The 26,901-nt window shown below is 68.2% G+C and carries 21 protein-coding genes and 2 tRNA genes; 6 read left to right on the top strand and 17 right to left on the bottom strand.

What is annotated here, in order from left to right:
• Positions 1 to 861: 861 nt before the first annotated feature.
• From mobA to BLW81_RS29400, 4 genes are all read right to left on the bottom strand, one after another.
• Entirely contained in the window at positions 862 to 1,452 is a 591-nt protein-coding gene (mobA, locus tag BLW81_RS16845; RefSeq protein WP_083408157.1) for a molybdenum cofactor guanylyltransferase, read from the bottom strand.
• Positions 1,453 to 1,462: 10 nt separating this feature from the next.
• A complete protein-coding gene (locus tag BLW81_RS16840; RefSeq protein WP_083408156.1) occupies positions 1,463 to 2,533 on the bottom strand; it encodes a 2-oxoacid:ferredoxin oxidoreductase subunit beta in 1,071 nt (356 codons plus the stop codon).
• Positions 2,533 to 4,476, bottom strand: a complete 1,944-nt coding sequence (locus tag BLW81_RS16835) for a 2-oxoacid:acceptor oxidoreductase subunit alpha (protein WP_083408155.1) — start codon at positions 4,474 to 4,476, stop codon at positions 2,533 to 2,535. Before BLW81_RS16835 ends, BLW81_RS16840 begins: the two co-directional genes overlap by 1 nt.
• Before the next feature lie 321 nt (positions 4,477 to 4,797).
• On the bottom strand, positions 4,798 to 4,938 hold the full coding sequence (locus BLW81_RS29400; protein ID WP_157897718.1) for a hypothetical protein: 141 nt from the start codon (positions 4,936 to 4,938) through the stop codon (positions 4,798 to 4,800).
• A 106-nt stretch (positions 4,939 to 5,044) separates the two neighbouring features.
• Here BLW81_RS29400 and fdhD point away from each other — a divergent pair, with 106 nt between their 5' ends.
• Positions 5,045 to 5,869: a formate dehydrogenase accessory sulfurtransferase FdhD gene (fdhD, locus tag BLW81_RS16830; RefSeq protein ID WP_083408154.1), complete on the top strand. Its 825-nt coding sequence runs from the start codon at positions 5,045 to 5,047 to the stop codon at positions 5,867 to 5,869.
• On the opposite strand, the gene BLW81_RS16825 is transcribed toward fdhD, so the two are convergent.
• Positions 5,859 to 6,563 carry an SDR family oxidoreductase gene (locus BLW81_RS16825; RefSeq protein WP_083408153.1) on the bottom strand — a complete coding sequence of 235 codons (705 nt, stop codon included), beginning with the start codon at positions 6,561 to 6,563 and terminating at the stop codon, positions 5,859 to 5,861. The genes fdhD and BLW81_RS16825 overlap by 11 nt on opposite strands.
• Positions 6,564 to 6,678: 115 nt before the next feature.
• Between BLW81_RS16825 and BLW81_RS16820 the strand changes: the two genes are divergently transcribed.
• Positions 6,679 to 7,653, top strand: coding sequence for a GlxA family transcriptional regulator (locus BLW81_RS16820; RefSeq protein ID WP_268875564.1), 975 nt, complete (start codon positions 6,679 to 6,681; stop codon positions 7,651 to 7,653).
• A gap of 2 nt (positions 7,654 to 7,655) precedes the next feature.
• Here the strand turns inward: BLW81_RS16820 and BLW81_RS16815 are convergent, their stop codons facing one another.
• Positions 7,656 to 8,306 (bottom strand): HD domain-containing protein, encoded by a 651-nt coding sequence (locus BLW81_RS16815; RefSeq protein ID WP_083410598.1) that lies wholly within the window; start codon positions 8,304 to 8,306, stop codon positions 7,656 to 7,658.
• Between the two features lie 171 nt (positions 8,307 to 8,477).
• Here BLW81_RS16815 and BLW81_RS16810 point away from each other — a divergent pair, with 171 nt between their 5' ends.
• The gene (locus BLW81_RS16810; protein ID WP_083408151.1) at positions 8,478 to 9,782 is read left to right on the top strand and encodes a nucleotide disphospho-sugar-binding domain-containing protein; all 1,305 of its coding nucleotides are present in this window, start codon (positions 8,478 to 8,480) and stop codon (positions 9,780 to 9,782) included.
• A gap of 57 nt (positions 9,783 to 9,839) precedes the next feature.
• On the opposite strand, the gene clpX is transcribed toward BLW81_RS16810, so the two are convergent.
• The 5 genes from clpX to BLW81_RS16785 form a co-directional block, all read right to left on the bottom strand.
• Positions 9,840 to 11,120 (bottom strand): ATP-dependent Clp protease ATP-binding subunit ClpX, encoded by a 1,281-nt coding sequence (clpX, locus tag BLW81_RS16805; RefSeq protein ID WP_083408150.1) that lies wholly within the window; start codon positions 11,118 to 11,120, stop codon positions 9,840 to 9,842.
• A gap of 389 nt (positions 11,121 to 11,509) precedes the next feature.
• Complete coding sequence (locus BLW81_RS16800) at positions 11,510 to 12,169, bottom strand: ATP-dependent Clp protease proteolytic subunit (RefSeq protein WP_083408149.1); 660 nt, start codon at positions 12,167 to 12,169, stop codon at positions 11,510 to 11,512.
• A complete protein-coding gene (locus BLW81_RS16795) occupies positions 12,166 to 12,828 on the bottom strand; it encodes an ATP-dependent Clp protease proteolytic subunit (protein WP_268875563.1) in 663 nt (220 codons plus the stop codon). Before BLW81_RS16795 ends, BLW81_RS16800 begins: the two co-directional genes overlap by 4 nt.
• Positions 12,829 to 12,875: 47 nt before the next feature.
• A complete protein-coding gene (gene tig, locus BLW81_RS16790) occupies positions 12,876 to 14,303 on the bottom strand; it encodes a trigger factor (RefSeq protein WP_157897716.1) in 1,428 nt (475 codons plus the stop codon).
• Between the two features lie 40 nt (positions 14,304 to 14,343).
• Positions 14,344 to 14,417: transfer RNA gene (locus tag BLW81_RS16785), tRNA-Pro, on the bottom strand.
• A gap of 120 nt (positions 14,418 to 14,537) precedes the next feature.
• Here BLW81_RS16785 and BLW81_RS16780 point away from each other — a divergent pair.
• Positions 14,538 to 14,611: transfer RNA gene (locus tag BLW81_RS16780), tRNA-Gly, on the top strand.
• Between the two features lie 534 nt (positions 14,612 to 15,145).
• Positions 15,146 to 15,937, top strand: coding sequence for a hypothetical protein (locus BLW81_RS16775; protein ID WP_157897715.1), 792 nt, complete (start codon positions 15,146 to 15,148; stop codon positions 15,935 to 15,937).
• 518 nt (positions 15,938 to 16,455) lie between these two features.
• Here the strand turns inward: BLW81_RS16775 and BLW81_RS16770 are convergent.
• The gene (locus BLW81_RS16770; RefSeq protein WP_235632020.1) at positions 16,456 to 18,825 is read right to left on the bottom strand and encodes a S15 peptidase family protein; all 2,370 of its coding nucleotides are present in this window, start codon (positions 18,823 to 18,825) and stop codon (positions 16,456 to 16,458) included.
• Positions 18,826 to 18,981: 156 nt separating this feature from the next.
• On the opposite strand from BLW81_RS16770, the gene BLW81_RS16765 reads away from it, so the two are divergent.
• Positions 18,982 to 19,758: a hypothetical protein gene (locus BLW81_RS16765; RefSeq protein WP_083408145.1), complete on the top strand. Its 777-nt coding sequence runs from the start codon at positions 18,982 to 18,984 to the stop codon at positions 19,756 to 19,758.
• 4 nt (positions 19,759 to 19,762) lie between these two features.
• Here BLW81_RS16765 and BLW81_RS16760 read toward each other — a convergent pair whose 3' ends face one another.
• The 5 genes from BLW81_RS16760 to BLW81_RS16740 form a co-directional block, all read right to left on the bottom strand.
• Positions 19,763 to 21,451, bottom strand: coding sequence for a cation:proton antiporter (locus BLW81_RS16760; RefSeq protein ID WP_083408144.1), 1,689 nt, complete (start codon positions 21,449 to 21,451; stop codon positions 19,763 to 19,765).
• Positions 21,452 to 21,557: 106 nt separating this feature from the next.
• The gene (locus BLW81_RS16755) at positions 21,558 to 22,352 is read right to left on the bottom strand and encodes an Fpg/Nei family DNA glycosylase (protein ID WP_083408143.1); all 795 of its coding nucleotides are present in this window, start codon (positions 22,350 to 22,352) and stop codon (positions 21,558 to 21,560) included.
• A 2-nt stretch (positions 22,353 to 22,354) separates the two neighbouring features.
• Positions 22,355 to 22,828: a ribose-5-phosphate isomerase gene (locus tag BLW81_RS16750; RefSeq protein WP_197680322.1), complete on the bottom strand. Its 474-nt coding sequence runs from the start codon at positions 22,826 to 22,828 to the stop codon at positions 22,355 to 22,357.
• Positions 22,829 to 22,873: 45 nt separating this feature from the next.
• The gene (locus tag BLW81_RS16745; RefSeq protein WP_083408141.1) at positions 22,874 to 23,482 is read right to left on the bottom strand and encodes a DsbA family oxidoreductase; all 609 of its coding nucleotides are present in this window, start codon (positions 23,480 to 23,482) and stop codon (positions 22,874 to 22,876) included.
• A 77-nt stretch (positions 23,483 to 23,559) separates the two neighbouring features.
• Positions 23,560 to 26,871: a hypothetical protein gene (locus BLW81_RS16740; RefSeq protein ID WP_083408140.1), complete on the bottom strand. Its 3,312-nt coding sequence runs from the start codon at positions 26,869 to 26,871 to the stop codon at positions 23,560 to 23,562.
• Positions 26,872 to 26,901 lie beyond the last annotated feature (30 nt).

Raw genomic sequence — 26,901 nt, 5'->3', positions numbered from 1 at the left:
CGGCACTCGGGCCGGCGGCCGCGGGAGGTTCGAACGCCTCTCCGGCTCCACTCACACGCAGGTTCGTGGTTTGAAATTATTTGCTCCGGTTAAGAGCTCTTTCGGACCGTACAAACCGGCTGGGCGAAAGTCATATCGGCCCGGCGCCGTGTCGCGTCCAGATCACGAACTGATCACGGTCGCGATGTTCTTTCGTTGCCGCAGGTCACCACCCGCTTTGACGCGGCTGGAGATTGGCGAGCATCCGCGTGTCTTCGTGAGCCATCTCACGAACATTTTGTGAGGTGGAGCACGTTTAGCGGGCGATCCATACCTGTCCGTACACCGCGAATCGCGCAGTGCTACCGCAGAACTGGCTGTTTCACAGCGATCTCTCAAGCAGCGGTTCGCTGTCCGGCCGCATCACGTCGATGGACGAATCACCTTGGCCGCCAACGGTTTTACGCATCACCGCAGCACCGGGCCGATGGCATCGCCATCCGGTCGCTAGTTCTAACGTTGTTGTCCCACAGCATCATCCGAACAGTCTGCACAACGCCGCACACTCCGAGCCGGAGGTACCCGCCGCGTCGTCGGGCAACCAACGCCCTCCCGGCCGGCGGCGATGCACCACATTTGTGCCGTTCGCGACGATAAAACGCGGCCCTGGCATCGAAATTGCCGCCATATCAGCCCCGGTAGGACTCAGAGTCACTGGCGCGCAGCCAGTTCGGCGGCGACGCACCGAACGCGGCCCTGTAACGGCCGAACGGGAAAAAGCCGCCATCCCGTGGTTTATCACGGCTATTTGCGCATGAATTCACTGGCGGTAATTCGACCGGCAAGAATGATTATTACCCGTCGAATAGGGAAGCGAATTTGCTAGGCCATTTGCGGTCGCGGCAGCGCCGCCAGATCAGCCGCGGTGTTGAGGTTGGTCAGCCCGTCCTGCTCGGGCATCACGATCCGCTGGGTGTCGACCCGGTCGACGAGCGCCCGCATGCTGCGCTCGCCCGCGGCGACCAGTGCGTCGACGCGCCCGGCGAGCGAGGTTCGGTAGACGCCGGCCAGGTAGTGGTCGCGGCCGTCCCAGGGCAACACGACGGCTGCGCCCAACCGTACGGCCGGGCCCGCGAGTTCGTCGATCAGGTCGGCGGAGAGCAGCGGCATGTCGACCGCGGCCACGAATGCCAGTTCCGCGCCGGCCTCGGCGGCCGCCCGCAGGCCGCGTCCGGTGGCCAGCAGGGGGCCCACTCCGCGGACCTCGTCGCGCAGGATCTCCGCGTCCAGCGTCGGCAGCGCCTGCCCGGGAGCGGCGACCACGAAGATCGGCGCGCAGCGCGGCTTCAAGACATCGACCATCCGCTCGACGAGCGTCGTGTCTCCGTACGGCAGGGTGGCCTTGTCGCGGCCCATGCGGCGGGACGCCCCGCCCGCCAAGATGATTCCGGCCAGCGGAACGGTGGTCGTCATGACCGTGAGGTTAGTCGACGGTCCAGGTGTCTTTGCCCCGAAGCAGCGACTGAAGTGCTGCCGTGTCGTGTGCCTTGGCTTCGCGGGCCGCGGTGATCTGGTCGCGGGCGGCGTCGTCGTAGGTGGGCTTGTCCACCTGCCGGAAGATGCCCATCACCATGTGCTCGAGGTTCTGCTCGGACAGCCGCGACAGCGCGAACGCGTACGCCGGGTCGTCGAGGTTCGCGTTGTGCACGACGATCTCGTCGGCCGACACGTCGGCGGTCTTGGCGATCTCCAGGCCGTATCCGGACTTGATGACGCAGTACTCGGCGTCGGCGCCGAACGTGATCGGCTCGCCGTGGGCGAGATTGATCAGCCGCTCCTCGGCGCCTTCCTTGCGCAGGGCGTCGAAGGAGCCGTCGTTGAAGATCGGGCAGTCCTGCAGGATCTCGACGAGCGCGGCGCCGCGGTGGGCGGCCGCGGCCTTGAGCACCTCGGTCAGCCCCTTGCGGTCGGAGTCCAGCGCACGCCCGACGAACGTCGCGTCGGCGCCGAGCGCCAGCGACACCGGGTTGAACGGGTAGTCCAGCGAGCCCATCGGCGTCGACTTGGTGACCTTGCCGACCTCCGACGTCGGCGAGTACTGGCCCTTGGTCAGCCCGTAGATCCGGTTGTTGAACAGCAGGATCGTGATGTTGACGTTGCGGCGCAGCGCGTGGATCAGGTGGTTGCCGCCGATCGAGAGCGAGTCGCCGTCGCCGGTGACCACCCAGACCGACAGGTCCTCACGCGCCAGGGCCAGCCCGGTGGCGATGGTCGGGGCGCGGCCGTGGATCGAGTGGAAACCGTAGGTCTCCAGGTAGTACGGGAAGCGGCTGGAGCAGCCGATACCGCTGACGAACGCGATGTTCTCGCGGCGCAGCCCCAGCTCCGGCAGGAAGTTGCGGATGGTGTTGAGGATGACGTAGTCACCGCAGCCCGGGCACCACCGGACCTCCTGGTCACTGGTGAAGTCCTTGGACTTCTGCGGTTGGTCGGTCGCCGGCACCCGGCTGGTGCCCGGCGTCAACCCGAGATCACTTCCGATCAGGTCAGTCATCAAACAGCTCCCACACGCGTCACACCGACCTCGACGGTAGCCGCCGCCAGTCGTGCGAACTTGGCCTTGTCGATTTCCTTCTCTCCCAGCGTCCCATCCAGCGCGGCATCGATGATGCCCTCGACCTCGTCGGCCAGGAACGCCATACCTTCCACCTTGGTCACCGACTGCACGTCGACCAGGTACTTGCCGCGCAGCAACAGCGCCAACTGTCCCAGGTTCATCTCCGGGCACACCACCTTCGGGTAGCGCCGCAGCACCTCGCCGAGGTTGGCCGGGAACGGGTTGAGGTTGCGCAGATGCGCCTGGGCGACCTTCAGCCCCTTGCGGCGCGCCCGCCGGCACGCCTCACCGATCGGGCCGTAGCTGCTACCCCAGCCAAGCATCAGCAGCTCGGCGTCACCGGTGGGATCGTCGACCTCCAGGTCGGGCACCGCGATGCCGTCGATCTTGGCCTGGCGCAACCGGACCATCAGGTCGTGGTTCTTGGGCTCATAGGAGATGTTGCCCGAGCCGTTGGCCGACTCCAGCCCGCCGATGCGGTGTTCGAGTCCGGGCGTGCCGGGAATCGCGAACTGGCGCGCCAGCGTCTCGGGGTCGCGGGCGTACGGCTGGAACGGCTCACCCTCCTTGGCGAAGGTGTGCTTGATCGCCGGATAGCTGGTGACGTCCGGAATGCGCCACGGCTCAGAGCCGTTCGCGATCGCGCCGTCGGACAGGATGACCACCGGGGTGTGATAGGTGATCGCGATCCGGGCCGCCTCCACCGCGACGTCGAAGCAGTCCGACGGGGACCGCGGCGCCAGCACCGCGACCGGCGACTCGCCGTTGCGGCCGTAGAGCACCTGCAGCAGGTCGGCCTGCTCGGTCTTGGTGGGCAGACCCGTCGACGGGCCGCCGCGCTGGACGTCGATGACGATGAGCGGCAGCTCGGTCATCACGGCCAGACCGATCGCCTCGGACTTCAGGGAGATGCCCGGACCTGAGGTGCTGGTGACGCCGAGCGCGCCGCCGTAGGAGGCGCCGATGGCCGCGCCGATGCCGGCGATCTCGTCCTCGGCCTGGAACGTGAGCACGTTGAAGTTCTTGTGCTTGGACAGCTCGTGCAGGATGTCCGACGCCGGGGTGATCGGGTAGGTGCCCAGCACCACCTGCAGGTCGGCCAGGACGCCGGCCGCGACGATGCCATAGGCGAGCGCGGTGTTGCCCGAGATCTGGCGGTACTCACCGGTCTTGAGTTTGGCCGGCGCCACCTCGTAGGTGCTGGCGAACGCCTCGGTGGTCTCGCCGTAGTTCCAGCCGGCCTTCAGCGCGAGGACGTTGGCCTCGGCGACGTCGGGCTTGCGGGCGAACTTCTCGCGGATGAACGACTCGCTGTGCTCGAGCTCGCGGCCGTACATCCACGACAGCAGCCCGAGAGCGAACATGTTCTTGGCGCGCTGGCCGTCCTTCTTGGAGGCGCCGATGGCCTCGACGGCGCCCAGCGTCAGCGTGGTCATCGGCACGGCCTGCACGACGTAGTCGGAGAGCTCGTCGTTCTCCAGCGGGTTGGCCTCGTAGCCGACCTTGGCCAGGTTGCGCTTGGTGAACTCGTCGGAGTTGGCGATGATCAGGCCGCCGCGCGGCAGGTCGGAGACGTTTGCCTTGAGCGCGGCGGGATTCATCGCCACCAGCACGTCGGGGCGGTCGCCGGCGGTCAGGATGTCGTAGTCGGCGATCTGGATCTGGAACGACGACACCCCGGGCAGCGTGCCCTGGGGTGCGCGGATCTCGGCGGGGTAATTCGGTTGGGTCGCAAGGTCGTTGCCGAACAAGGCGGCCTCGGAGGTGAACCGGTCACCGGTGAGCTGCATACCGTCGCCGGAGTCGCCGGCGAAGCGGATGACGACCTTTTCGAGCTTCTGCCGAGTGCCCGGACTGGCACCGTTGCCGTTCGTCCCCACTCGCCTGCCTTCCTCGTCGATGCGGGTGATCCGGCGGGGTCATCCCGGTCGCGGCCAACGCGGCGCGTCGTCGGAAAACACCCACCAAAGTTTTTATGTCACTGCCAGTACCGATTATTGCACTTCTCTTAGGTAGCCCTTCACCAGACCTACCATCGGCGCGCCACCATCGGTGCGGCGAATACGCAGCTCAGCAATTGTGCGCGCAACCGCGATGAGACAAAACTGTGTTGTTCGTCACGTGCACGAGACAAAAAATCTAAGGAAATGGTTACCGCTCAGTAGCGGTCAGCTAGCACTGCGGGGGGGGGCCGACGCGGCTCACCGGCCGGCGGGGCCCTCGGCGCGCCGCTCGTGCCACCTCAGCCGCAGCAGCAGCAGGCCGCGATGCGCACGCCAGCCGGCCGACAGCGGGTCACGCCAGACCGGGGTATGGCGTCTCAGGAGTGAATCGTGTTGCACGGTGTCCATTGTGCCGACGCGGAGGCGGCGCCGCCCTGTGACGCATCCCGCATCGGGATGAACAGTGATGAAACCGTTAGCGAGCGGACGCACCTAGGCTGGTCGCATGGGCAGGGTCACGGCGCGGCGACGAGTGCAGCATGTGACCGCCGACGACGCGGTGGCCCGGCCGGAGACCTTGGTGGTCGAGGAGCCGCTGGAGATCCGGGTCAACGGCACACCGATCACCGTGACGATGCGCACGCCGGGCTCCGACATCGAGTTGGCGCAGGGGTTCCTGCTCACCGAGGGGGTGATCGGCGGCCGCGACGACGTGCTGGCCGCCCGGTACTGCAAGGGCACGGGGCCCGACAACCTCAACACCTACAACGTGCTCGACGTGACGCTCGCCCCCGGTGTCCCGATGCCCGAGGTCGACGTGACCCGCAACTTCTACACCACGTCGTCGTGCGGGGTGTGCGGCAAGGCGTCGTTGGAGGCGGTGCGCTTGATCAGCAGGCACGCGCCGGGCGACGACCCTACGACCGTGGCCGCCGACACGCTCTCGGCGCTGCCGGGCCGGCTGCGCGCCGCGCAGAAGGTGTTCGCCAGCACCGGCGGCCTGCACGGCGCCGCGCTGTTCGACTCCGAGGGCGCCACACTGGTCGTGCGTGAAGACATCGGCAGGCACAACGCCGTCGACAAGGTCATCGGGTGGGCGGTCGAGCAGCGGCGGATTCCGCTGACCGGAACCGTGCTGCTGGTCAGCGGGCGGGCGTCGTTCGAGCTCACGCAGAAGGCGGTGATGGCGGGCATCCCGATCCTGGCGGCGGTGTCGGCGCCGTCGTCGCTGGCCGCGGATCTGGCCAGCGAGTCGGGGCTGACCCTGGTAGCGTTCCTGCGCGGTGAGTCGATGAACGTCTACACCCGGCCCGACCGGGTCATCCGCTGACGCTGCCGCCGCCGTCGACGCGCACGATCTGACCGGTGATGTAGCCGGCATCCTCGTCGAGCAGGGAACAGATGGCGTGCGCGATCTCGCGGGGCGCGCCGACCCGCCCCATGGGGATGTTCTGCAACAACCGGCCCTCGCGCTCGGAGCCGACCGGGCTGCGCTCCCGGTACATCTCGGTCTCGGTGGGGCCGGGCGCGACCGCGTTCACCGTGATACCGGTAGACGCCAACTCCTTGGCCCAGATCCGGGTGCAGGTCTCCAGCGCCGCCTTCGCCGCCGCGTACGGCGTGCGCTCAGGTGTGCCGAGGGTCGTCAGGCTGCTGACGATGACGATGCGTCCCCACCCCGCGGCGCGCATCCCCTGCAGGACGGCCTGCACCACCTGCACCGCGGCCCGCACGTTGAGGTCGTAGGTGCTGTAGAGGTCGTCGAGGTCGATCTCGCCGATCGTGCCGAACCGGGCGAAGCCGGCGTTGTTGACGACGGCATCGACCGCACCGTCGGTGACGATCTGCTCGAGCGCAGCCGCGGTGGCCGCCCGGTCGGCGAGGTCGACCGGATAGAAGGGGCCCGGGAAATCGGGCGGCGCGGTGCGGGCGAGTCCGATCGGCTGGTGGCCGGCGTCGGCCAGTCGATCGGCCACGGCGCGACCGATCCCTTTCGACGCACCGGTGATCAGAACTCGCCGCATGGCGTCTCCTCACTGTCTGCGGTTCAGGTCCGCTGTCACCAGTGTCTGCTCGCCAACACCCGCGCAGCCATGGCTCGGCTGTCACTTTCCCCACAGAAACCGACACAATGGCTGGGTGGCGCAGACGCAGGACCGTCGACGCGCGGTGGCGTTCGTGGTCTTCGACGGCATGAAACTGTTGGACGCGGCCGGCGCGGCCGAGGTGTTCGCCGAGGCGAACCGGTTCGGCGCCGCCTACGACATCACCATGGCGTCGGTCGACGGGGCGGATGTGACGACGTCGGTGGACACGAAACTGGCCGTCAATCAGCGACTTTCGGACATCGACGGAGCCGACACCGTGATCGTCACCGGCGGCGACAATCTGGTCGGGCAGGGCATCGATCCGGCGCTCGTCGACGCGGTCAGATCGATGCCGGCGCGGACCCGGCGGTTGGCGTCCATCTGTACAGGCGCCTTCATCCTCGCTCAGGCCGGCCTGCTCGACGGCCGTCGCGCCACCACCCACTGGCGGCACGCGCGACTGCTGGCCCGCGCGTTCCCTAACATCCAGGTCGAGCCCGACGCGATCTTCGTGCGCGACGGCGACGTTTTCACCTCGGCCGGTGTGTCTTCGGGCATCGACCTGGCGCTGGCGCTCGTCGAACTCGACCATGGCGCCGATCTGGTGCGGGAGGTAGCACGGTCGCTGGTGGTCTATCTCAAACGCGCGGGCGGGCAGTCGCAGTTCTCGGTGCTCGTCGAGGCCGAACCGCCGCCGCAGTCCGCCCTACGTGCGGCCACCGACGCGATCGCCGCCGATCCGGCCGCCGACCACAGCGTGAAAACCCTTGCCGCGCGGGCGTCGTTGAGCACCCGCCAACTGACGCGGCTGTTCCACACCGAGCTCGGCACGACCCCCGCCCGATATGTCGAAATGGTGCGGCTCGACGCGGCGCGCGCCGCACTCGACGCCGGCCGCACCGTCGGCGAGACCGCCCGGGTGGCCGGCTTCGGCAGCGCCGAGACGCTGCGACGGGTGTTCGTCGAAAATCTCGGCGTCTCACCCAAGGCCTACCGCGAGCGGTTCCGCACCGCGTCGCGCAGCTGACGCTATTCGGGCCAGGCGTTGTTCTTGATGATGTCGACGAAGTCGGCTCGCACGAACGACTCGTCGAAGTGCTCGAGCACGTCGGCGTTGACCGTGCCGAACGTGCTTTCCGGCCGGTGCTGCACGCCGTCGGCGAAGGCCTGCAAAATCTGCTGCTTGAACTGGGGACGCGGATGCACGGCGGTGACCGCCGTCAGTTCCTCGTCGGACAGGTTCTCCCGACCGAACCCGAGCACGTCGGTCTCGACTCCGGCTGTCACCAAGGCGATTTCGGGGTCGAGGAACTCCGGGACCCCGGGAGTGGTGTGCAAGGCGATGCCCAACCACACCTTGCGGGCGTCGTCGACGCGGACGCCGCGGGCGAGCAGGAAGTCGCGGGCCGCGTTGGCGCCGTCGACCTCGAAGCGCAACGCCGAGGTGCGGTAGCGCTCGGTGAGGCCGACGTCGTGGAACATCGCTCCCGCGTAGAGCAACTCGAGGTCGGGCACCAGCCCACGGCGCCTGCCCTGCAGCGCACCGAACAGGAACACCCGCCGCGAATGGTGGAACAGCAGATCGTCTTCGGTGTCGCGGATGTATTCGGTGATCTCCTTGACCAGCGGGGTGTCGGGGATCTCGATCCCGGCGATGGTGTCGACTACGTGACCAGTCATCATGTAACTCCTTGTCGTGAGGACGATGTGGCCAGTCTGTGCCGCGCGGGGCCTGTGCGGTGCGGGGCGGACGCGACATCGATCCCACAAGATGCGACGTCCCGCTGATCTCCACCCGATCTCCACGAAACCTCCAAGCTTCGTCGCCGGCGGCCGAGCAGCATCGTCCGCATGCCAGAGATCCTCATCGCCGCCCTGTCCCCCGTGGGCCACATCGGTCCGCTGCTGCACGTCGCAGAGGGACTCGTCGCCCGCGGTGACCGTGTCACCGTGCTGACCTCCGCCGAGCACGCCGAGCGGATCCGCGCCGCGGGCGCCGTCGCGGCCGCGGTCCCACCGGAGGCCGACTTCGACCCGACCCGCCTCGACATCGATCTGCCCGGGCGCACCGACACCTCGGGGATCAAGCGGGTGAACTTCGACGTCGTTCGCCTGTTCCTGCAGCCGATGCCGCATCAGACCCGCACGCTGGCGAGGCTGATGTCGCAGACGAACTACGACGCCGTGCTCGCCGACGCCGGTTTCTTCGGCATCCTGCCGTTCCTGCTGGGCGATCAGCACGCCCGGCCGCCGGTGCTCACGTACTCCACCACGCCGCTGATGATCAGCAGCTGCGACACCGCGCCGTTCGGACTCGGACGGGCGCCCTCCTCGTCGGGGTTGGGCCGGTTGCGCAACCGGGCACTGACCGCGCTGTCGCACAAGGTGCTGCTGCGCGAATCACAGAAGGTGACCAACCTGTTGCTGAGCGACCTGAACAGCCGGCCGCTGCCGATGTTCCTGTTCGACTCCCTGCTGCTGGCCGACCGCGTCATCGCCCCGACCGTGCCCGAATTCGACTATCCGCGAAGCGATATGCCCGCGCACGTCCGTTACGTCGGGGCAGTGCACCCGAGCGCGCCCGCCGGTTTCCGGCCGCCGCCGTGGTGGTCGCTGCTCGACGACGACCGGCCCGTCGTGCACGTCACGCAAGGCACGATCGACAATGCCGACCTGGGCCGGCTGCTGGAACCGACGATCGCGGCGCTCGCCGACGAGGACGTCACCGTGGTCGCCACCACCGGGGGCAGGCCGGTATCACAGCTGCGCTCCCCGCTGCCGGCGAATACCTTTGTCGCCGAATACCTCCCGCACGAGGCGCTGCTGCCGAAGGTCGACGTGATGGTGACCAACGGCGGCTACGGCGCGGTCCAGCGGGCGTTGGCGTGCGGGGTGCCGCTCGTCGTCGCGGGCGAGACCGAGGACAAGCCGGAGGTCGCCGCTCGCGTCGCGTGGGCGGGTGCGGGGATCAATCTGAAGACCGGCACCCCGAGCGCCGGCGCGGTGCGCGCCGCGGTGCGCGAGGTGATCAACAACGACCGGTATCGGCGCGGGGCGCGGGCGCTGGAGACGGCGTTCGCCCGGCGCGACGGGGTGGCCGAGATCGCCGCGCTCATCGACGAGGTGGTCAGCGAGCGTGCGGCGGTGCAGCGATGAGCGGCTGCGCCGATCCGTTCGGGCGTCCGCCCGATACGGCGACGGGCGAGGAGTGTCCTAGGCGCTCTTGTCGCGACGTTCCGGACGCGACGGCTTGCGCGGCACGATGGTGGGCAGGACGTTGTCCTCGACGGTCTCCTTGGTGACGACGACCTTGGCGACGTCGTCGCGGCTGGGGATGTCGTACATCACCGGCAGCAGCACTTCCTCCATGATGGCGCGCAGCCCGCGGGCGCCCGTGCCACGGTGGATGGCCTGATCGGCGATGGCCTCGAGCGCGTCGGTGGTGAATTCCAGCTCGACGCCGTCCATCTCGAAGAGCCGGGTGTACTGCTTGACCAACGCGTTCTTCGGCTGGGACAGGATCTGCACCAGCGAGTCCTTGTCCAGGTTGGTCACCGAGGCGACGACCGGCAGGCGGCCGATGAACTCCGGGATCAGACCGAACTTGATCAGGTCTTCGGGCATCACCTCGGCGAAGTGATCCTGGGTGTCGATCTCGGCCTTGGAGTGCACCTCGGCGCCGAAGCCCAGGCCGCGCTTGCCGACGCGGTCGGAGACGATCTTCTCCAGCCCGGCGAACGCGCCCGCGACGATGAACAGCACGTTGGTGGTGTCGATCTGGATGAACTCCTGGTGCGGGTGCTTGCGGCCGCCCTGCGGAGGAACCGAGGCCTGCGTGCCCTCGAGGATCTTCAGCAGCGCCTGCTGCACGCCTTCGCCGGAGACGTCGCGGGTGATCGACGGGTTCTCGCTCTTGCGGGCGATCTTGTCGACCTCGTCGATGTAGATGATCCCGGTCTCGGCGCGCTTGACGTCGTAGTCGGCGGCCTGGATCAGCTTGAGCAGGATGTTCTCGACGTCCTCGCCGACGTAGCCAGCCTCGGTCAGCGCGGTGGCGTCGGCGATCGCGAACGGGACGTTGAGCATCTTGGCCAGCGTCTGCGCCAGGTAGGTCTTGCCGCAGCCGGTCGGGCCGAGCATCAGGATGTTCGACTTGGCCAGCTCGACGGGCTCGGCGCGCGAGTCGCGGCTCTTCTCCCCCGCCTGGATGCGCTTGTAGTGGTTGTAGACGGCGACGGCCAGCGTCCGCTTGGCGGTGTCCTGGCCGATGACGTAGCCCTCGAGGAATTCACGGATCTCGGCGGGCTTGGGCAACTCGTCGAGCTTGACGTCGTCAGCGTCGGCGAGTTCCTCCTCGATGATCTCGTTGCAGAGGTCGATGCACTCGTCGCAGATGTACACGCCGGGACCGGCGATGAGCTTCTTCACCTGCTTTTGGCTCTTGCCGCAGAACGAGCACTTCAGCAGGTCACCGCCGTCTCCGATGCGCGCCATGGTGGTGAGGTCCCTACTTCCTGTCGGGGTCGTTCTATGTCAAGCTTGCGAGCCGCCTCGGGCGTTAATCCGACGCTACCCGTTGTTTCCGGCGCGAGGCGACCGATAGAGCCGAATCGCGTCGGTGGTATTCATCTGTGTTCGCGCCAACATAGCGCCTGGCAACCCTCGGACCCCTCCGGACGCGCCGCCGTGTCTCTGGCGTGTCGCCGCCGTGATGAGACCGAGAGGCGTTCGGCAGGAGTCGATCAGGTGCCGCGCCGAGTGTTCGCTGACCCCACGATACCGGGGGTCGCGAATGACGAGCCGCAGTAACCACTCGCCGAGCGCACGGTAGTTGCACGCGTTTCGCGAGTGGAGGCGTCAACAACCGAGCGCTCGCTGCGGGCTCAGGCCGTCTGAGCCGACAGCTTCCGGTACTCCAAGACGGTGTCGATCACGCCGTACTCCTTGGCCTCCTCGGCCGTGAGGATCTTGTCGCGGTCGGTGTCCTTGCGGATTTGCTCCGGCGTCTTGCCGGTGTGGTGCGCCAGCGTGGTCTCCATCAGCGTGCGCATCCGCTCGATCTCCTTGGCCTGGATCTCCAGGTCGGAGAACTGACCCTGGATGACCCCGGACAGCGCGGGTTGGTGGATCAGCACGCGGGCGTTGGGCAGCGCCATCCGCTTGCCGGGGGTGCCGGCGGCCAGCAGCACCGCGGCCGCCGACGCGGCCTGGCCCAGGCACACGGTCTGGATGTCGGCGCGGACGTACTGCATGGTGTCGTAGATCGCCATCAGCGAGGTGAACGAGCCGCCCGGCGAGTTGATGTACATGGTGATGTCGCGGTCGGGATCGAGCGACTCCAGCACCAGCAGCTGGGCCATGATGTCGTTCGCCGAGGCGTCGTCGACCTGCACGCCGAGGAAGATGATGCGTTCCTCGAACAGCTTGTTGTACGGGTTGGATTCCTTGACGCCGAAGCTCGAGTGCTCGATGAACGACGGCAGGATGTAGCGGGCCTGAGGCTGCAGGCGGGGGTCCAAAGACGGATGGATGTGATCGGTCATTTGTCTAGTCCTGCTCCTGGTCCTGAGCCGTTGATGCTGGCGCTGGTGATGATGTGGTCGACGAAGCCGTATTCGAGGGCTTCCTGCGCCGTGAACCAGCGGTCGCGGTCGGAGTCGGCCTCGATGCGCTCGATGGACTGCCCGGTGAACTCGGCGTTCAGCCGGAACATCTCCTTCTTGATCGACGCGAACTGCTCGGCCTGGATGGCGATGTCCGCCGCGCCGCCGGTGATGCCGCCGAGGGGCTGGTGCATCAGGATGCGGGCGTGGGGCAACGCGTAGCGCTTGCCCTTGGTGCCGGCCGCGAGCAGGAACTCACCCATGGAGGCGGCCATGCCCATGGCGTAGGTCGCGACGTCGCACGGGGCGAGCACCATCGTGTCGTAGATCGCCATGCCGGCGCTGATCGAGCCGCCGGGCGAGTTGATGTAGAGGTGGATGTCCTTGGTGGGGTCCTCCGCCGACAGCAGCAGAATCTGGGCGCAGAGCTTGTTCGCGATGTCGTCATCGACCTGTGAGCCCAGGAAGATGATCCGCTCCGCCAGCAACCGCTCATAGACCGAGTCGACCAGGTTGAGGCCTTGCGAGGCGCCACGCATGTGGGTCACGACTGGATACCTGCTTTCTTCAAGAGCTTGATACTCAACGACACTAACCAACCTGCGACGGCGAGCACTCCCCAGACGGGGCGCGTTCGCTCACAGCGTCACTTGGCGTCGGCGGATTCTTCGGCCTCGTCGGCGGCCGGTGCCTCGTCGGCGGCCTCATCGGCAGCTGCTTCGACGTCGCCTTCGGCGCCCTCGGTCTGGGCCCCGGCCCGGCCGAAGAACTCGGTGGTGTCGACGACGTTGCCCTCGGAGTCGGTGACGGTGGCGCCCTCGACGACGACGGCGACGGCCAGGCCGCGGCGCACGTCGGCGAAGAGTGCGGGCAGCTGGTTGTTCTGCTGCAGCGTCTGCAGCAGCTGCTGGGGCTGCATGCCGTACTGCTGCGACATCAGCACCAGGCGCTCGGTCAGGTCGTTCTGGCCGACCTGAACGTCGAGCTTGTCGGCGATCGCGTCGACCAGCAGCTGGGTCTTGATGGCCTTCTCGGCGTTGGTGCGGTTGTCGGTGTCGAACTGCTCACGGCTGCTGCCCTGAGCCTCGAGCACCTCGGCGAAGCGGGTCTCGTCGTGGTCGAGGCTGTGGATCGCGTTGTGCAGCGTGTCGTCGATCTGGGCCTGCACGACCTTCTCGGGCAGCGGCACCTCGACCTGCTCGAGCAGCGTCTCGAGGACCTTGTCGCGGATCTGCTCGGCCTGCTGCACCCGCTTGACGCGGCGCACCTGCTCGACGAGCGATTCCTTGAGTTCGTCGATGGTGTCGAATTCGCTTGCCAGCTGGGCGAAGTCGTCGTCGGGCTCGGGCAGCTCGCGCTCCTTGACCGACTTGACGGTGACGGTCACCTCGGCGTCCTCGCCGGCGTGCTCACCGGCGGCCAGCTTGGTGGTGAAGGTTTTGGTCTCGCCCTCCTTGAGGCCGACGATCGCGTCGTCGAGGCCCTCGACGAGCTGACCGGAGCCGACCTCGTGCGACAGGCCTTCGGTGGCGGCCTCCGGCAGATCCTTGCCGTCGACGGTGGCCGACAGGTCGATGGAGACGAAGTCGCCTTCCTGCGCGGGGCGCTCGACGCCCTTGAGGGTGCCGAAGCGGGCGCGCAGCGACTGCAGCTCGGCGTCGACCTCCTCGTCGGTCACCTCGATCGCGTCGACAGTGACCGTGAGCTCGGAGAGCTCGGGCAGCTCGATCTCGGGGCGGATGTCGACCTCGGCGGTGAAGGTCAGGTCCTCGCCGTATTCCTTCTTGGTGATCTCGATCTCGGGCTGGCCCAGCGGCTGGACCTCCGAGGTGGTGACGGCCTCGCTGTAGCGGCCGGGCACGGCCTCGCTGACGACCTGGTCGAGCATGGCCTCGCGGCCGAAGCGGGCCTCGAGCAGCTTGCGGGGGGCCTTGCCGGGGCGGAAGCCGGGCAGCCGGACCTGCTTGGCCAGCTGCTTGAAGGCGCGGTCGAAGTCGGGTTCGAGCTCAGTGAAGGGCACCTCCACGTTGATGCGAACCCGGGTGGGGCTCAACTTCTCGACGGTGCTCTTCACGATCTTGCTCCTCAGGTGTTTTCGGTGGTCAGCAGTGCAGTCGGGGTGACAGGATTTGAACCTGCGGCCTTCCGCTCCCAAAGCGGATGCGCTACCAAGCTGCGCTACACCCCGTCTTGCGTGGCCGCCCCGGAAACACGGAACGACCACGCGAGATACTACGGGCTGGACACGCGAAGCTTTTAATTGGATTTGATTCGGGTGCCGCCGGTACGATCTGCTCTTGCTGTACACGCGGGCGTAGCTCAATGGTAGAGCCCTAGTCTTCCAAACTAGCTACGCGGGTTCGATTCCCGTCGCCCGCTCCATTAACGCCGACCAGCGGTTTAGTCGGCGAACGCTTGTTCGACGCCCCGTGCGGTCCGTAACCGTCGCGCATTCGATGTTCGAACATGAACAGCCGCGGTTCCAAAAATCGTAGGACGGAGCGTGGCGGTACGGCTGCGACCCGTCGAGCACCAGCCGCTCCTCCGCGTTCTCGGTCGGCAGCCGGCCAAGGTCGCCAGCCGGGACGCCTGAGGGTTACTCGCGAGGAGTGTTGCCTTTGGTTGCGGAGCGGGCGTCTATTTATGCAGCACAGTCGCATAAAAGTGCTCCCCTAAGCGAGCGGGCGGCCGTAGACCGAACGACGCAAACGACTCACTTGGACTTTCACGCTGCTGAACTGCGAATATGACGGTGGTTGCTGCCACTACCTACCGTGCGACTGGCGAAAGTTAGCGACCAGCTATGGTGCATGAATATGCAGAACTGCGCCTCTGGTAATTTGCTACCGCCTCCCGGCAGTGCCGTCGTAATCTAACGGATGGGGCCCGAGTGAGGATCAAATTGGAGGGGATCAAGTGACGTACCCATATCCACCGCAGGGACAGGGATATCCCGTCCAACAGCCACCGGTTCCGACGGAGCGAAATGTCGTCGGCATCATCGCCTTGATTGCTGGAATCCTTGGATTCATATTTGCCTGCATCCCCGGCGCGCTCATCGTCGGATGGGTACTTCTGCCCGTGGCCTTCGTCCTGGGCGTCGTCGGTGTGTGCTTATCAGGCAAGGACAAGGGCACCAGCATCGCCGCGATCTGTCTTTCCATCGTCGGCGTCATCGTCGGCGTGGTCGTTTTTTTCGCCGTGGTCGCGAATTCCTTCGAAGACGCATTCAACGAATCCGACCTCTCGGCGGGAGGGCCTCCCCCTACCGTCGACCGCCCCGCTAATGATGAATCTGCTTCAAAGCCGGGAAGTCGGACGGACCCACTTCGAATCGGTGAGCCTGTTAGCAATAAGGATTGGACTGTTGTGCTTGGCCAGCCTCGGGAGGCTTGGAGCCTGATCGAAGCCGAAAACCAGTTCAATGATCCGCCCGACCCCGGCATGGAGTTTTGGATGGTGCCGATTCGTGCCACCTACACAGGTTCGGAATCAGGGCATCCCATGCTGGTGTCGGTGAAATTCGTCGGTGCCGATAACCGCACCTACAGCGATGACTGCGGCGTTATTCCCAACCCGCTCAATCAAATCGGCGAACTCTACAGTGGCGGTGTCGCTGAGGGAAATGCGTGCGTGCAGGTCCCAGCCGGCGCGGATGGACTTTGGACTGTCACAACTAGCTTCGGCGATCCCGTGTTCTTCAAGTGACCTTGGACCCGTTCGGCAGTCGCGCTGACTGCACAAGTTCACTAGCTCTTGAGATTTGGGCCCGATTTGCGACCGGCGAGAACTAATTACGCGAGTTCGATCACCGTCGCCCGCTCCACAAGACCAGATGCGCCCGGCCGATTTCCCGGCCGGGCGCCTCTGTTTCTGGTCCGCTTCAGCAACGGATCGGGAAGCCGAACAGGTCACGGCCGCAGTCCATCAGCGACCCGGGCGGCGGTTTCTCACCGCGAACACGTTCGACATGCCGCCGGCCGAAGACGGGACGTTGCCGAAGCCCATCTTGACCCAGTACCAGGTGTGGCAGATGTTCATGTCCCACTGCTTTCGAAGCCGGGGCCCGTCGGATAGGTCATCGGCTGGCCGGGACATCACACGTGGCGGCCGGACGGATCGGCCTGCGCGATCCCAGTCGACAGGCCGAAGCCTGCCGCCGCGACGTCGGCGGTCAGACGCCCGGAACCGTCCTACCGATCACAGAGTCGGCACCTTTTTCATCTTCACGCCGCGGTGGTGACCTGCACCGTCGTCGGCGAGGAGACCACGGCGGCGTCCGCGGTCGGCAGCGAGACCCCGACGCCCTCGATGTTGAGCACGCCCAGCGACGGCAGGATCCGCTCATACGTGCCCGAACTCGACACCAGCTGCAGGGTGACCGATTCGTCGGGCCGCAACGTGTGCGCCACCGGCTCCAGCGACACGGTGACCGTGTGTGTCTTGCCGTCGAGTGTGACCGGCACCGGAGTGATCAGGCTGCCCAGCACCAGCCCCGTCGTGTTGTCGACCAGCTGCGCGTAGACGTGGCGGCTGGTCCCGGTGCCCGAATACGTCAGCGTGAGTTCCGGCGCGCCCACCACGTACGTCGTCTCGGTGGCCTTGGGGAGCGCGACGTTGACCGCGTTGAACGCCTTGAGCGCATACGGCACGAACGGGATCCCCGACCCGCCCAGATACGGGATCAGCGGAAGCGTGGCCGCGCCGGCGGTCGCCACGATCGGCGTGCCCTTCTTGACCGGATATTCGTCAGACGAGAACCACTGCCCACGCTGGTCCACCCACTCGAACTGCGGGCCGGTCGGCGTCCCGGCGACATTCTTGACGTAGCGGTCGAGCCACTGCAGCGTCCGCTGCTCGATCACCTGCCCGTCGCGCATGTCGAAGAAATTGTTCGCGCACACCCCGTGCCCGCCGCAGAACCACACCACCTTGGTCGGCACCCCGTTGGCCATCAGGATCTGCGCGGTGGCGTCGGCCTCCTGCGCCGAGAACACCGTGTCGACAGTGCCCTGGATCAAAAGCGTTGGCACCGTGATGTTTTCGATGAGCGGGTTGCGTGAGGTCAGCAGGTCCTCGTCGGCAGGCAGCATCATCCCGGTCAGCCCGCCGTAGATCGCGGCGGGCAGGATCCGCGGGTTCGTGCGCGCCATGGTCAGCGCCAGCACCCCCGTCAGCAGCGTCGCCCAGCTGGTCTTGAACGCCTCCGCCTTGTACAGCGAGGTGTTGAAGCTGTGGTAGGTGATGGTCGGCACGATCGCGTCGACCCGGTGGTCGTTGGCCGCGGTGACCAACTGGATGCCGCCGCCGTAGGAGACCCCGGTCATGCCGAGCCGCGGGTCGCCGGGCGTATCGAGCAGCGCCTCGGGTTGGGTGGCGACCCAGTCGATGATCGCCGACATGTCGCGGCCCTCGAACTCGGCGGCGTTGAGCTCGAGGCGCCCACCGGAGTTCCACTCGCCGCGCGGATCCCACGTGACGACGTTGTAGCCGGCGTCCCGCAGCGCGCCCACGCCGATGATGCCGAACGTGTCGACCATGATGTCGTCGAGGATCGTGCCGTCGATGTTGGTCGCGCCGGGCAGGCCGAGGCCGGGCCCGTTGAGGATGGTCGGCGCCTTATCGCCGGCGCTGAGGCCACGCGCCGGCATGAAGTGGACGTAGATCGCGGTGCCGTCGGCCGAGATCACCTTGACGTCACGAGGCGCCGGCCCGCCCGGCCGTAGCGGGTAGCCGATGAACGGGTGCAGCACATCGCCGACGACCGGGATCTGATGGATCGCCGCGACCAACGGAGTGACGAACACGGGCCCGATGACCGGGATGTGTTGCAGGAACTCCAGCGGCGGCGTTTGCGGGATCGCGATCACCTGCGGTGTCGCGGCATCGGTCAGCGCGGTGGTGGTCCGGGTGGCGGGCTCGTCGGATTCCGTTGTCGGATCGGCCAGTTCGCGCCGCGCCGCCGCGGCCATCGTCCACGCCGCGGCCGACTCCATCGGCGACGGCGTGTCCTCCCCGGTGGAGCCGAACAGCGCGTTGACCGCCTGCGACACCGCGACGGTCGCCACCTCGACGGGATCCGGTGGCGGATCCTTGGGGCGGGGTTGCTCGACGGGCGCGGTGACCGCGCTGATCGTCACCACCGGCGCATCGTCGGCCGGTGCGCTGGCGACGTCGGCGACCGCGCGGGGCGCATCGACGACCGTGGTCTTCGGTTCGGTTTCGGTGCGCTCGACGCGCGTGGCGTTGACGGTGGCGGTGGCCCGTGACGGCGCGTCGGACTCGGTGTCGCGTTCGGCTGCCCGAATCTTGTTGGACCGCTTCTTGGCCGGCTTCGCGGTGTCGTCGGCATCGTCGTCTTTGGCCTCGTCGGACTCCTCGGAATCCTCTGCGGCCGGGGTCTTTTCGTCGTCCTTCGGCGCCTCGGTGGGTTTTGACTCCGAGGACTCGTCGGTGGTCGACTCGGCTGCGCTCGTCGTCGAGGTGTCCGATGCCGCGCCCGCATCCGCAGGATCCGCTGCCGCAACGCCGTGCCCGACGACCACCGCCGACCCGATGCCGAGAGCGACCGCCAGCCCCCCGATGCGATACGACATGGACCGTCCCTCCGTCGCTGCCAGTGGCCCTCACCTTATGAGCGCATCCGCCTGGGTACGGACGGTTTCGTGCGATCCGTCGGCTCCGCTGTCGGCGTAATAGACGGCTCGTCGCGACCCCCGCTCCGCGCCGTTCCTGTCGGTACGCTGTGAACCATGAACGGCGTCCTGCTCGTGCTTGTCGTCCTGGTCATCGTCGCGCTCGGGGTCCTCGTGTACGCGTCGCTGAGGGCCTCGGACCGGCGCAAGGCGGCGTCGCTGGAAGACGCCAAGGCCGACGCCCGCCGCGTGATCGAGCGGCTCGGCGGCCAGGTGATCAACCTGACCGGCACCGACGACGCGTCGAAGCAGGCGCTGGCCGATGCGTCCGAGCGCTACACCGCCGCCGGCTCACAGATCGAGCAGGCCGCCACCGCCAAGCAGGCGCTGCTGGCCAAGGAAAGCGCGTTGGAGGGCCTCTACTACGTGCGCGCCGCCCGCGTCGCGATGGGCATGGATCCCGGACCGGAACTCGAGACGCTGGCGGGTCAGCGCTCGGCGGGCACGGTGACCGAAGACCGGAAGGTCGAGTTCGAGGGCCGCGAGATCGAGGCCTCGCCCGCGCCCTCCCAACGCACCCCGAACTACTACCCCGGCGGCAGGGTGGCCGGCCGGCCGGTGCCCGCCGGCTGGTACTCCGAACCGTGGTGGAAGCCCGCACTGGTCGCCGGCGCGTGGGGCCTGGGCTCGGTGCTGCTGTTCGACGCGCTGTTCTCCGGCATGCATGGCAGCGGCTACGAGCAGGGTTTCGCGCAAGGCTATGACCAGGGCTTCGACCAGGGCCAGGACGGCGGCGACTTCGGCGGCGACACCGGCGGTTGGGACGGCGGCGGCTGGGACGGCGGCGGAAGCGACTGGGGCGGCGGCGATTTCGGCGACTTCGGCGGCTTCTGACGGTCTACAGCCGGCTCTCCAGCCGCGCCGACACGCCCGCCTCCTGCAGGTCGAGTCGCTCGAGCATCGCGCGCACCGCCTCGTCCTCGATGCGCCCGGCGTCGCGTTCGGCGATCAACGCCGCCCGTTGACTGGCCAGCACGTCGCGGTACAGCGCCGAGAACACCTCCGAGCGCTTGGTGTGCGCCTCGGGGTCGGGCATCTCGTCGGCGTCCTGTGAGTGCCGGGCGATGATCGCCTCGATCTCGGCGACGACCCGCGGGTTGAGGTTCTTCGGCGGGTTGGCCCGGAACTCGGTCAGCACCTGATCGGCCGCCTCGTGCACCACCCGTTCGGCCTTGATCTCCTCGGCTCGGTCGGCGGAGTGATCGTCGGAGAACCGCGAAAGGTTCAGTCGCCGAATGAGAACCGGCAGCGTCCAGCCCTGGATCAGCAGCGTGCCGACGCTGACGACGAACGCGATCGCCTGGATCGTGGCGCGTTCGGGGAACGGTTCGCCGGTGACCGTCGTCGCCGGTATCGCCGCGGCCGCGGCCAACGTGACCACCCCGCGCATCCCGGTCCACGACACCACCACGTTCTCCCGCCACGACAGCGACCGCCGGTCGATGCGCGAGCGCCACTTGCCCGCCGGTTTGTTGCGCCGCTTGGTGCCCAACGCGCCGCGGCCGCCGTCGGGCACCGGCACACTCAACCGGTTCTCGACGTGCTGGGACAGCTTGTTGCGCCCGAAGATCGCGAACACCGACAGCGGCCGGATCACCAGCACGATGACCAGCACCACCAGCGAGGCGATCGCGACCTCGCCCAGCGATTCGTGCGCCTCGCGCAGGTCTTCGAGCACGAATCGCAGATGCAGTCCGATGTAGGCGAACACGAAGGCCTCGAGCAGCACGTCGACGGAGTTCCACACGTAGCGTTCCTGCAGCCGGGTCTGGTATCCGGCGCCGAGCGTGCCGTTGCCGACCACGAACCCGGCGACCACGACCGCCAGCACCCCGGACGCGTGCAGTTCCTCGGCGGTGATGAACGCCGCGAACGGCACCACCAGGCCCTGCACCGTCTCCAGCCCGGGGTTGGCCAGCCGCCGGCGGATCCACAGCGTGACGTAGCCGAGCAGCGCGCCCACGATCGGGCCGACCACCGCGCTGTAACCGAACAGCAGGAACGGGTTCTCGATGAACGTGTGCCCACCGGCGACCTGTACGACGGCGATCGAGAACAGCGTCAGCGCCGCGGCGTCGTTGATCAGGCTCTCCCCCGTCAGGATCGCCATCACGCGTTTGGGCAGACCGAGTTTGCGTCCGACCGCCACCGCGGTCACCGCGTCGGGCGGAGCGACGATCGCGCCGAGCACGAGGGCGGTCGCGAACGTCAACGGCACGATCACCAGCCACGCCGACACCGCCGCGACCGCGAACGCGCTCACCACGACCAGGCCCACGCCGAGGCCGAGGATCGGGCGGATGTTGCGCAGGAACGTCGGGAACGAGAAGTTCAGCGCCGCCGAGTACAGCAGCGGCGGCAGCACGACCGTCAGCAGGATGTGCGAGTCCAGTTCCGGCGGTTCGAAGTCCGGCAAAAATGACACCATGCTGCCGATTACGACGATGATCAGCGCGGGTTCCAGTCCGCGCCGGTGCGCGACGGCGGTGACCAGGATCGCGCCGACGACGACGAGTATCAATTCCACCCGCCGATTGTCGCGTCAAACCCGCGCCACTTCTCGTTGACCCTGCGGCCTGGGCGCGGATCAGCGCCGAAACCACGCCCTCAGCGCAGGATCGACGCCTAAGGGGCTAGACCTGTTCGGTCGGACACCAGAACAGGTTGCGGCCCTCCATCACCTCGGTGCGGATCTCGGTGCCGCAGATGCGGCACGGCTCGCCGGCGCGCCGGTAGACGTAGGTGCGGGGCCGGCCGGGGGCGTAGGCCGGTGGGCCGTGGTCGTCCTCGCGGCGGATGGTGTGAATCTTGCCGCGGCGCAACCCGACACCCATCAACGCGACGAGATCGGTCCACAGCGCGTCGAACTCGTCCTCGTCGATGCGGATGCCGGGACGGTGCGGATCGATGTGGTGGCGGTAGAGCAGTTCGTTGCGGTACACGTTGCCGACCCCGGCGATCACCGACTGGTCCATCAGCAGCGCGCCGATCGGTCTACGCGACTTGCTGATTCGTGTCCACGCCAGCGACGGGTCGGCGTCGCGGCGCAGCGGGTCGGGGCCCAGCCGGCCGATCACGTCGCCGATCTCGGGTTCGGCGAGCACCTCGCAGACCGTCGGCCCGCGCAGGTCGGTGCCGTACTCGGCGCCGATCATCCGCATCCGGACCTGCCCGACGGGCAGCGGCATCGGCAGCGGGAGTTCGGTGAAGGTGCCGTACAGCCCGAGGTGCACGTGCACCACCCGACCGCCCACGTAGTGGTGGAACAGGTGCTTACCCCAGGCGGTGGCCTTCTTCAGCACGCGGCCGTCGACCGCGGCGGCGCCGTCGACGAAGCGGCCCTGCGGGCTGGACACCATCACCGGCGCGCGCCCGAAGCGGCGCTGATGCAGCCGCGCCAGCCGGTGCAGCGTGTGGCCCTCGGGCATGCCTAAGCGCCGGGCACGGGCGGTGCGACGTGGGTGCGTTCGTACTCGGACAGGATGTCGATGCGGCGCTGGTGCCGTTCGGCCTCCGACCACGGCGTACTCAGGAACGCATCGATGATCGCGAGCGCCACCTCGATGCTGTGCATGCGCCCGCCGAGGCCGATCAGCTGCGCGTTGTTGTGCTCGCGGGCCAGTTTCGCGGTCTCGACGCTCCACGCCAGCGCGCACCGCGCGCCGGGCACCTTGTTCGCCGCGATCTGCTCACCGTTGCCCGAGCCGCCCAGCACGATGCCGAGGCTGCCCGGGTCGGCGACGGTCTTCTCCGCGGCGGCGATGCAGAACGCCGGGTAGTCGTCGTCGGGGTCGTTGACGAAGGCCCCGCAGTCGACGGGTTCGTGGCCGTTGCTGCGCAGGTGCTCGATGACGGCCTGCTTGAGGTCGAAGCCGGCGTGATCGGCTCCCAGGTAGACGCGCATGGCGGTCATTGTGGCAGACGCGCCCGCGCGTCCCCGCGGGGTCGATCAGTCGAACTGCGGCGACTCCGTGCGCGTGCGCTTGAGCTCCCAGAAATGCGGATACGACGCGAACGTCACCGACGCATCCCACAACTTGCCGGCCTCCTCGCCGCGCGGGATCTTCGACAGCACGGGTCCGAAGAACGCGACGCCGTTGACGTGGATGGTCGGGGTGCCGACGTCCTCACCGACGGCGTCCATGCCCTCGTGGTGGCTCTTGCGCAGCGCCTCGTCGTACTTGTCGGTGGTGGCGGCCTCGGCCAGCTCGGCGGGCAGGCCCACCTCGGCCAGCGATTCCTTGATCACGACGTCGAAGTCCTCGACACCGTTGTTGTGGATGCGGGTGCCCATCGCGGTGTAGAGCGGCTCGAGGACTTCGCGGCCCTTGGACTGCTCGGCGGCGATCGCGACGCGCACGGGCCCCCACGCCTTCTTCATCGCCTCCTGGTACTGCTCGGGCAGGTCGCGGCCCTCGTTGAGCACGGCCAGGCTCATCACCCGGAAGTTCACGTCGATGTCGCGGACCTTCTGCACCTCGAGGATCCAGCGGGAGGTGATCCAGCACCAGGGGCACAGCGGGTCGAACCAGAAATCGGCGACAGACTTCTCGGGCATTGCGGATCCTTCCGGGCGCGGGTGGACAGAGGTCCATTGTGACAACCGTCTCTGGCAGCCGGCTGTTCCCGAATCCGTCAGGCGAGCGTCGCGACTTTCGCGGGTGCGACCGCGGCGCCGGTCGGGACGGCGACCACGGTGACCACGGTGCGCAGCTCGCCGTCGCCCGGGTCGACGGTGCCGGTGGTGACGTACCCGGTGCCCGCCGAGTCGAACACGACCGGGCTCTGCGGGTAGCCGTCGAGGTCGATGCGCACGAAGGTGAGGCTGCCAGGGTGCGAGACGATCACCCCGGTCGAGAGCCCGTCGGTGTTCTCGACGACCTGGTACACGGTGCCGTCGGGTCCGGTGACCATCGCCTCGTAGGGCGTCCCGTCGATCGGGCTGGTCGTCCACATCGACCCGTCGGCGGAGGCCACGGTCATCGCGTAGGCCCGTCCCGTGGTGGCGCTGACCGGATCGAAGTCGGTGTTGGTCACGACGTAGGAGGTGCCGTCGTCGCCGACGGCGTAGTCGGTGAAGTAGCCGTCGATGTGCACGGTGTCGGCTCGCGCGGCGGCCAGGTCGACGAACGTCACCGCCGTCGTCACCCCGGATTTCTCGGCGATCGGCGCGAAGTAGGCGAATGCGCTGTCGGACACGAACTTCAGGAAGCCGTTGTCGCCGCCGGCGACGGGCAGCGGGGTCGCGGTCGCGGTCGCCGGGTCGATGACGGTGACCGTCAGCCCGTCGTAGTCGCCGAAGAACGGGTTGAACGGCGCGGCTTCGCGGGTGCCGGTGAACAGGTACGGCGTGCCGTCGGGGGCGAACCGCACACCCTGCATCACCGAGTACGCGTTGCTTCCGCGGGCGCTGGTGAACAGAGCGCCGTCGGCCTCGATGGCCGTCGTGGTGCCGTCGCGCCGGGTCAGTTCGACGACGCTGCGCGCCGGGCCGTTGTCGTGGTGGGCGTAGACGGTGCCGTCGGGGCCGGCGACGGAGGCGGTGTGCGCAGCGGTGAGGACGTCCACCAGGCGCGGGGTGTCCGGGTCGATCACCGCGACGTCGCCGCTGCGCAAGCTCTGGCGTGCGGTGCCGTCGGCGGCCAGTTCGATGCCGCCGCGGGGCCGCGCGGGCAGCGCGATCGCGGTGAGCGCACCAGTCGGACCGACCACGACGACCTCGCCGGGCACGTCGGAGCCGGCGGGAGTCCTGACGGTCACCATCGTCGCGCCGGCCGGCGTGAACGCCACCGACCCGACGATCGCTCCGGACAGCGGGAACGATTGCGGCTCAGCCCCATTCGCGGGAATGCGGGTCAAGGTGTAGTCGAAGCCGTGCGGTCCGGCGGCCCGGGTGGTCTGCACGACCGCCCCGTCGGGGGCCTGCGCGAACTCCAGCGCGGCGCCGGGGATGGATGCGAGCGTCGTCGTCGCGCCCGCCGGATCGATCGCGGCCACGGTGGTCTCGTTGCCGGCCTCGTCGAGCGCGAAGGGGCGCAGTTCGGTCACCTGATACACCGCGCCGTCAGCGCCGAAGCCGAACCCGGCGGGGTGCCCGTCGATCGACGCGTCGACGTGATGTCCGTCGGCGCTCACGACCGTCACCGTGGTGACGTAGGTGTCGGTGGTCGCGTCATGCCGGTAGGAGGTCTGATAGGCGCGCCCGTCGGGCCCGAACACCAGGTCGCCGACCGGGATGCCGGCGATCGGGATCGTGACGCTCTCCCCTGAGGCCTTGATCGCCGTCACCGCGTACACGTCTCGATCGGACGGGTCCTGCGCGACGACCGTGGTGCTGTAGGCGGTGTGGTCGGGGGCGAACGCGAAGCGGCTGAGCGCACCGGTCACCGGGACGGTGACGGTGGCCGCCGGGTTCGCCGGGTCGATGATCGCCACCGCGGTCTCGTAGGTCGCGGCGAGCGGGTTGTGCCGGACGATGACCTGGAACCCGATGTCGTTGGGGGCGAGCCGAACTCCGCGCACCGGGACTCCCGGAAGCGCCGGATAGGCCGCGGACTCGGCGCCCTGCACCGGTGCGGACACGACGATCGGCGCGGTAGCCGCCCGCCCCAGGCTCGCGATGACCGCGAACGTGACCTCGGCCGCCCCGGAGATCGCGAAGGCCTGCACCCGCGACGGTGGCGTCGGCGTGAACGTCCACTTGCCGGTGAGCGGGTCGACCGTCGCGGCGCCGGTGGCCGGCGGGTCGAACATCGCGAACGTCAAGGGTGCGGTGTCGGGGCCGTCGACATGGACCGACCCGGTGACCGCACCGGACCGGCGGTCGACACTGTCGACGGTGTAGGGCGTGTCGGCGTCGACCGCCAGCCCGCCCTGGACGAGCCGGGTGAACAACGCCACCAGGTCCTCGAGGAAGCTGCGGGTGGCGCCGTCGGCCATCGACGTGCCCGCGGCGTGCAGCGGTCGCGCCTCGTCGAGCGTCAGCTTGACCGACCCGAGCCTGCGGTCGGCGTCGGGCGCCGCGCAGGAGACGGCGGTCGCCTGGCCGGTGAACTGTCGCCGCACCCAGGCCAGCAGCAACCACAGCGTCGGCGGGTCGGCGGGCAGTTCGGGGCGCGGCACCACGAACGGGCTCAGCGCCGCGGTCAGGAAACCCGACGCCACGTTGATCAGCGAGCCGGGCAGCGCCCTGAGCCCGGCCGAGGACGACGCGGTGGGCACGGCGAAGACCCCCGCGTCGGGTGGCTCACCGTCGGAGCGCCGCGCGACCGTCTCGGTCACGGCGTCGGGATACGCCGGGGTGAGGACGACGGTCGACAGCCGCCGGTGTGCCGCAACGTCGCCGGCTTTGCCTGCGCCCGGCGCTCCGACCGCGGGCAGCACGTTCACCCCCGCGGTGTCGGGCTGCGGATCGGCGGCGCCGGGATCGCCGGTGGACAGCGGCGCCTTGTCGAGCCGAGCGCCGAGCGCGGTTGCCACCGCCGTCAGGCGTTGCACCGGCGAGGGCGGAGCCTCGACAGGGGTGGGAACCGATGTCGGCGTCGCGACCGGGCTCGGCGGCGCCGGGGCGGGAGCGTCCAACGGCGCGACGGCGTCGTCCTCCTCATCGGTGCCCGACGTCAGCGCGCCGCCGGAGGACGAATAGGTGACTGAGGGCGAATCGCCGACGATGACGGTGTGCTGGTCGCCGGACTGCTCCGGCTTGTCGGGCTCGATCCCCTCGGGCTCTGGTCCAGGCCCCTCGGTGACGGCCGGGCCGGGAGTGGGGGCGGACGGCTCCTGCTGCGCCTCGACGCCCGGGACCTCCGGAGAGGACGGACCGGGCGACGGCGTGGGGTCGGCGGACACCGGCTGCGGTGAGGTGATCGCGGCAGCGCCCACGCCGAGGACGACCGCCAGCGCGCCGATGCGGCTGACGTGTCGCGCATACCTCGGCGCGCGGTTCATTGGCGGTCTCCCGTCCCATTAAGCGACCTG

The sequence above is a fragment of the Mycolicibacterium rutilum genome (assembly GCF_900108565.1).
Classification (GTDB): Bacteria; Actinomycetota; Actinomycetes; order Mycobacteriales; family Mycobacteriaceae; genus Mycobacterium; species Mycobacterium rutilum.
Note: the sequence above shows the minus strand (reverse complement) of the source record. Positions and strands in the feature narration are given on the sequence as shown.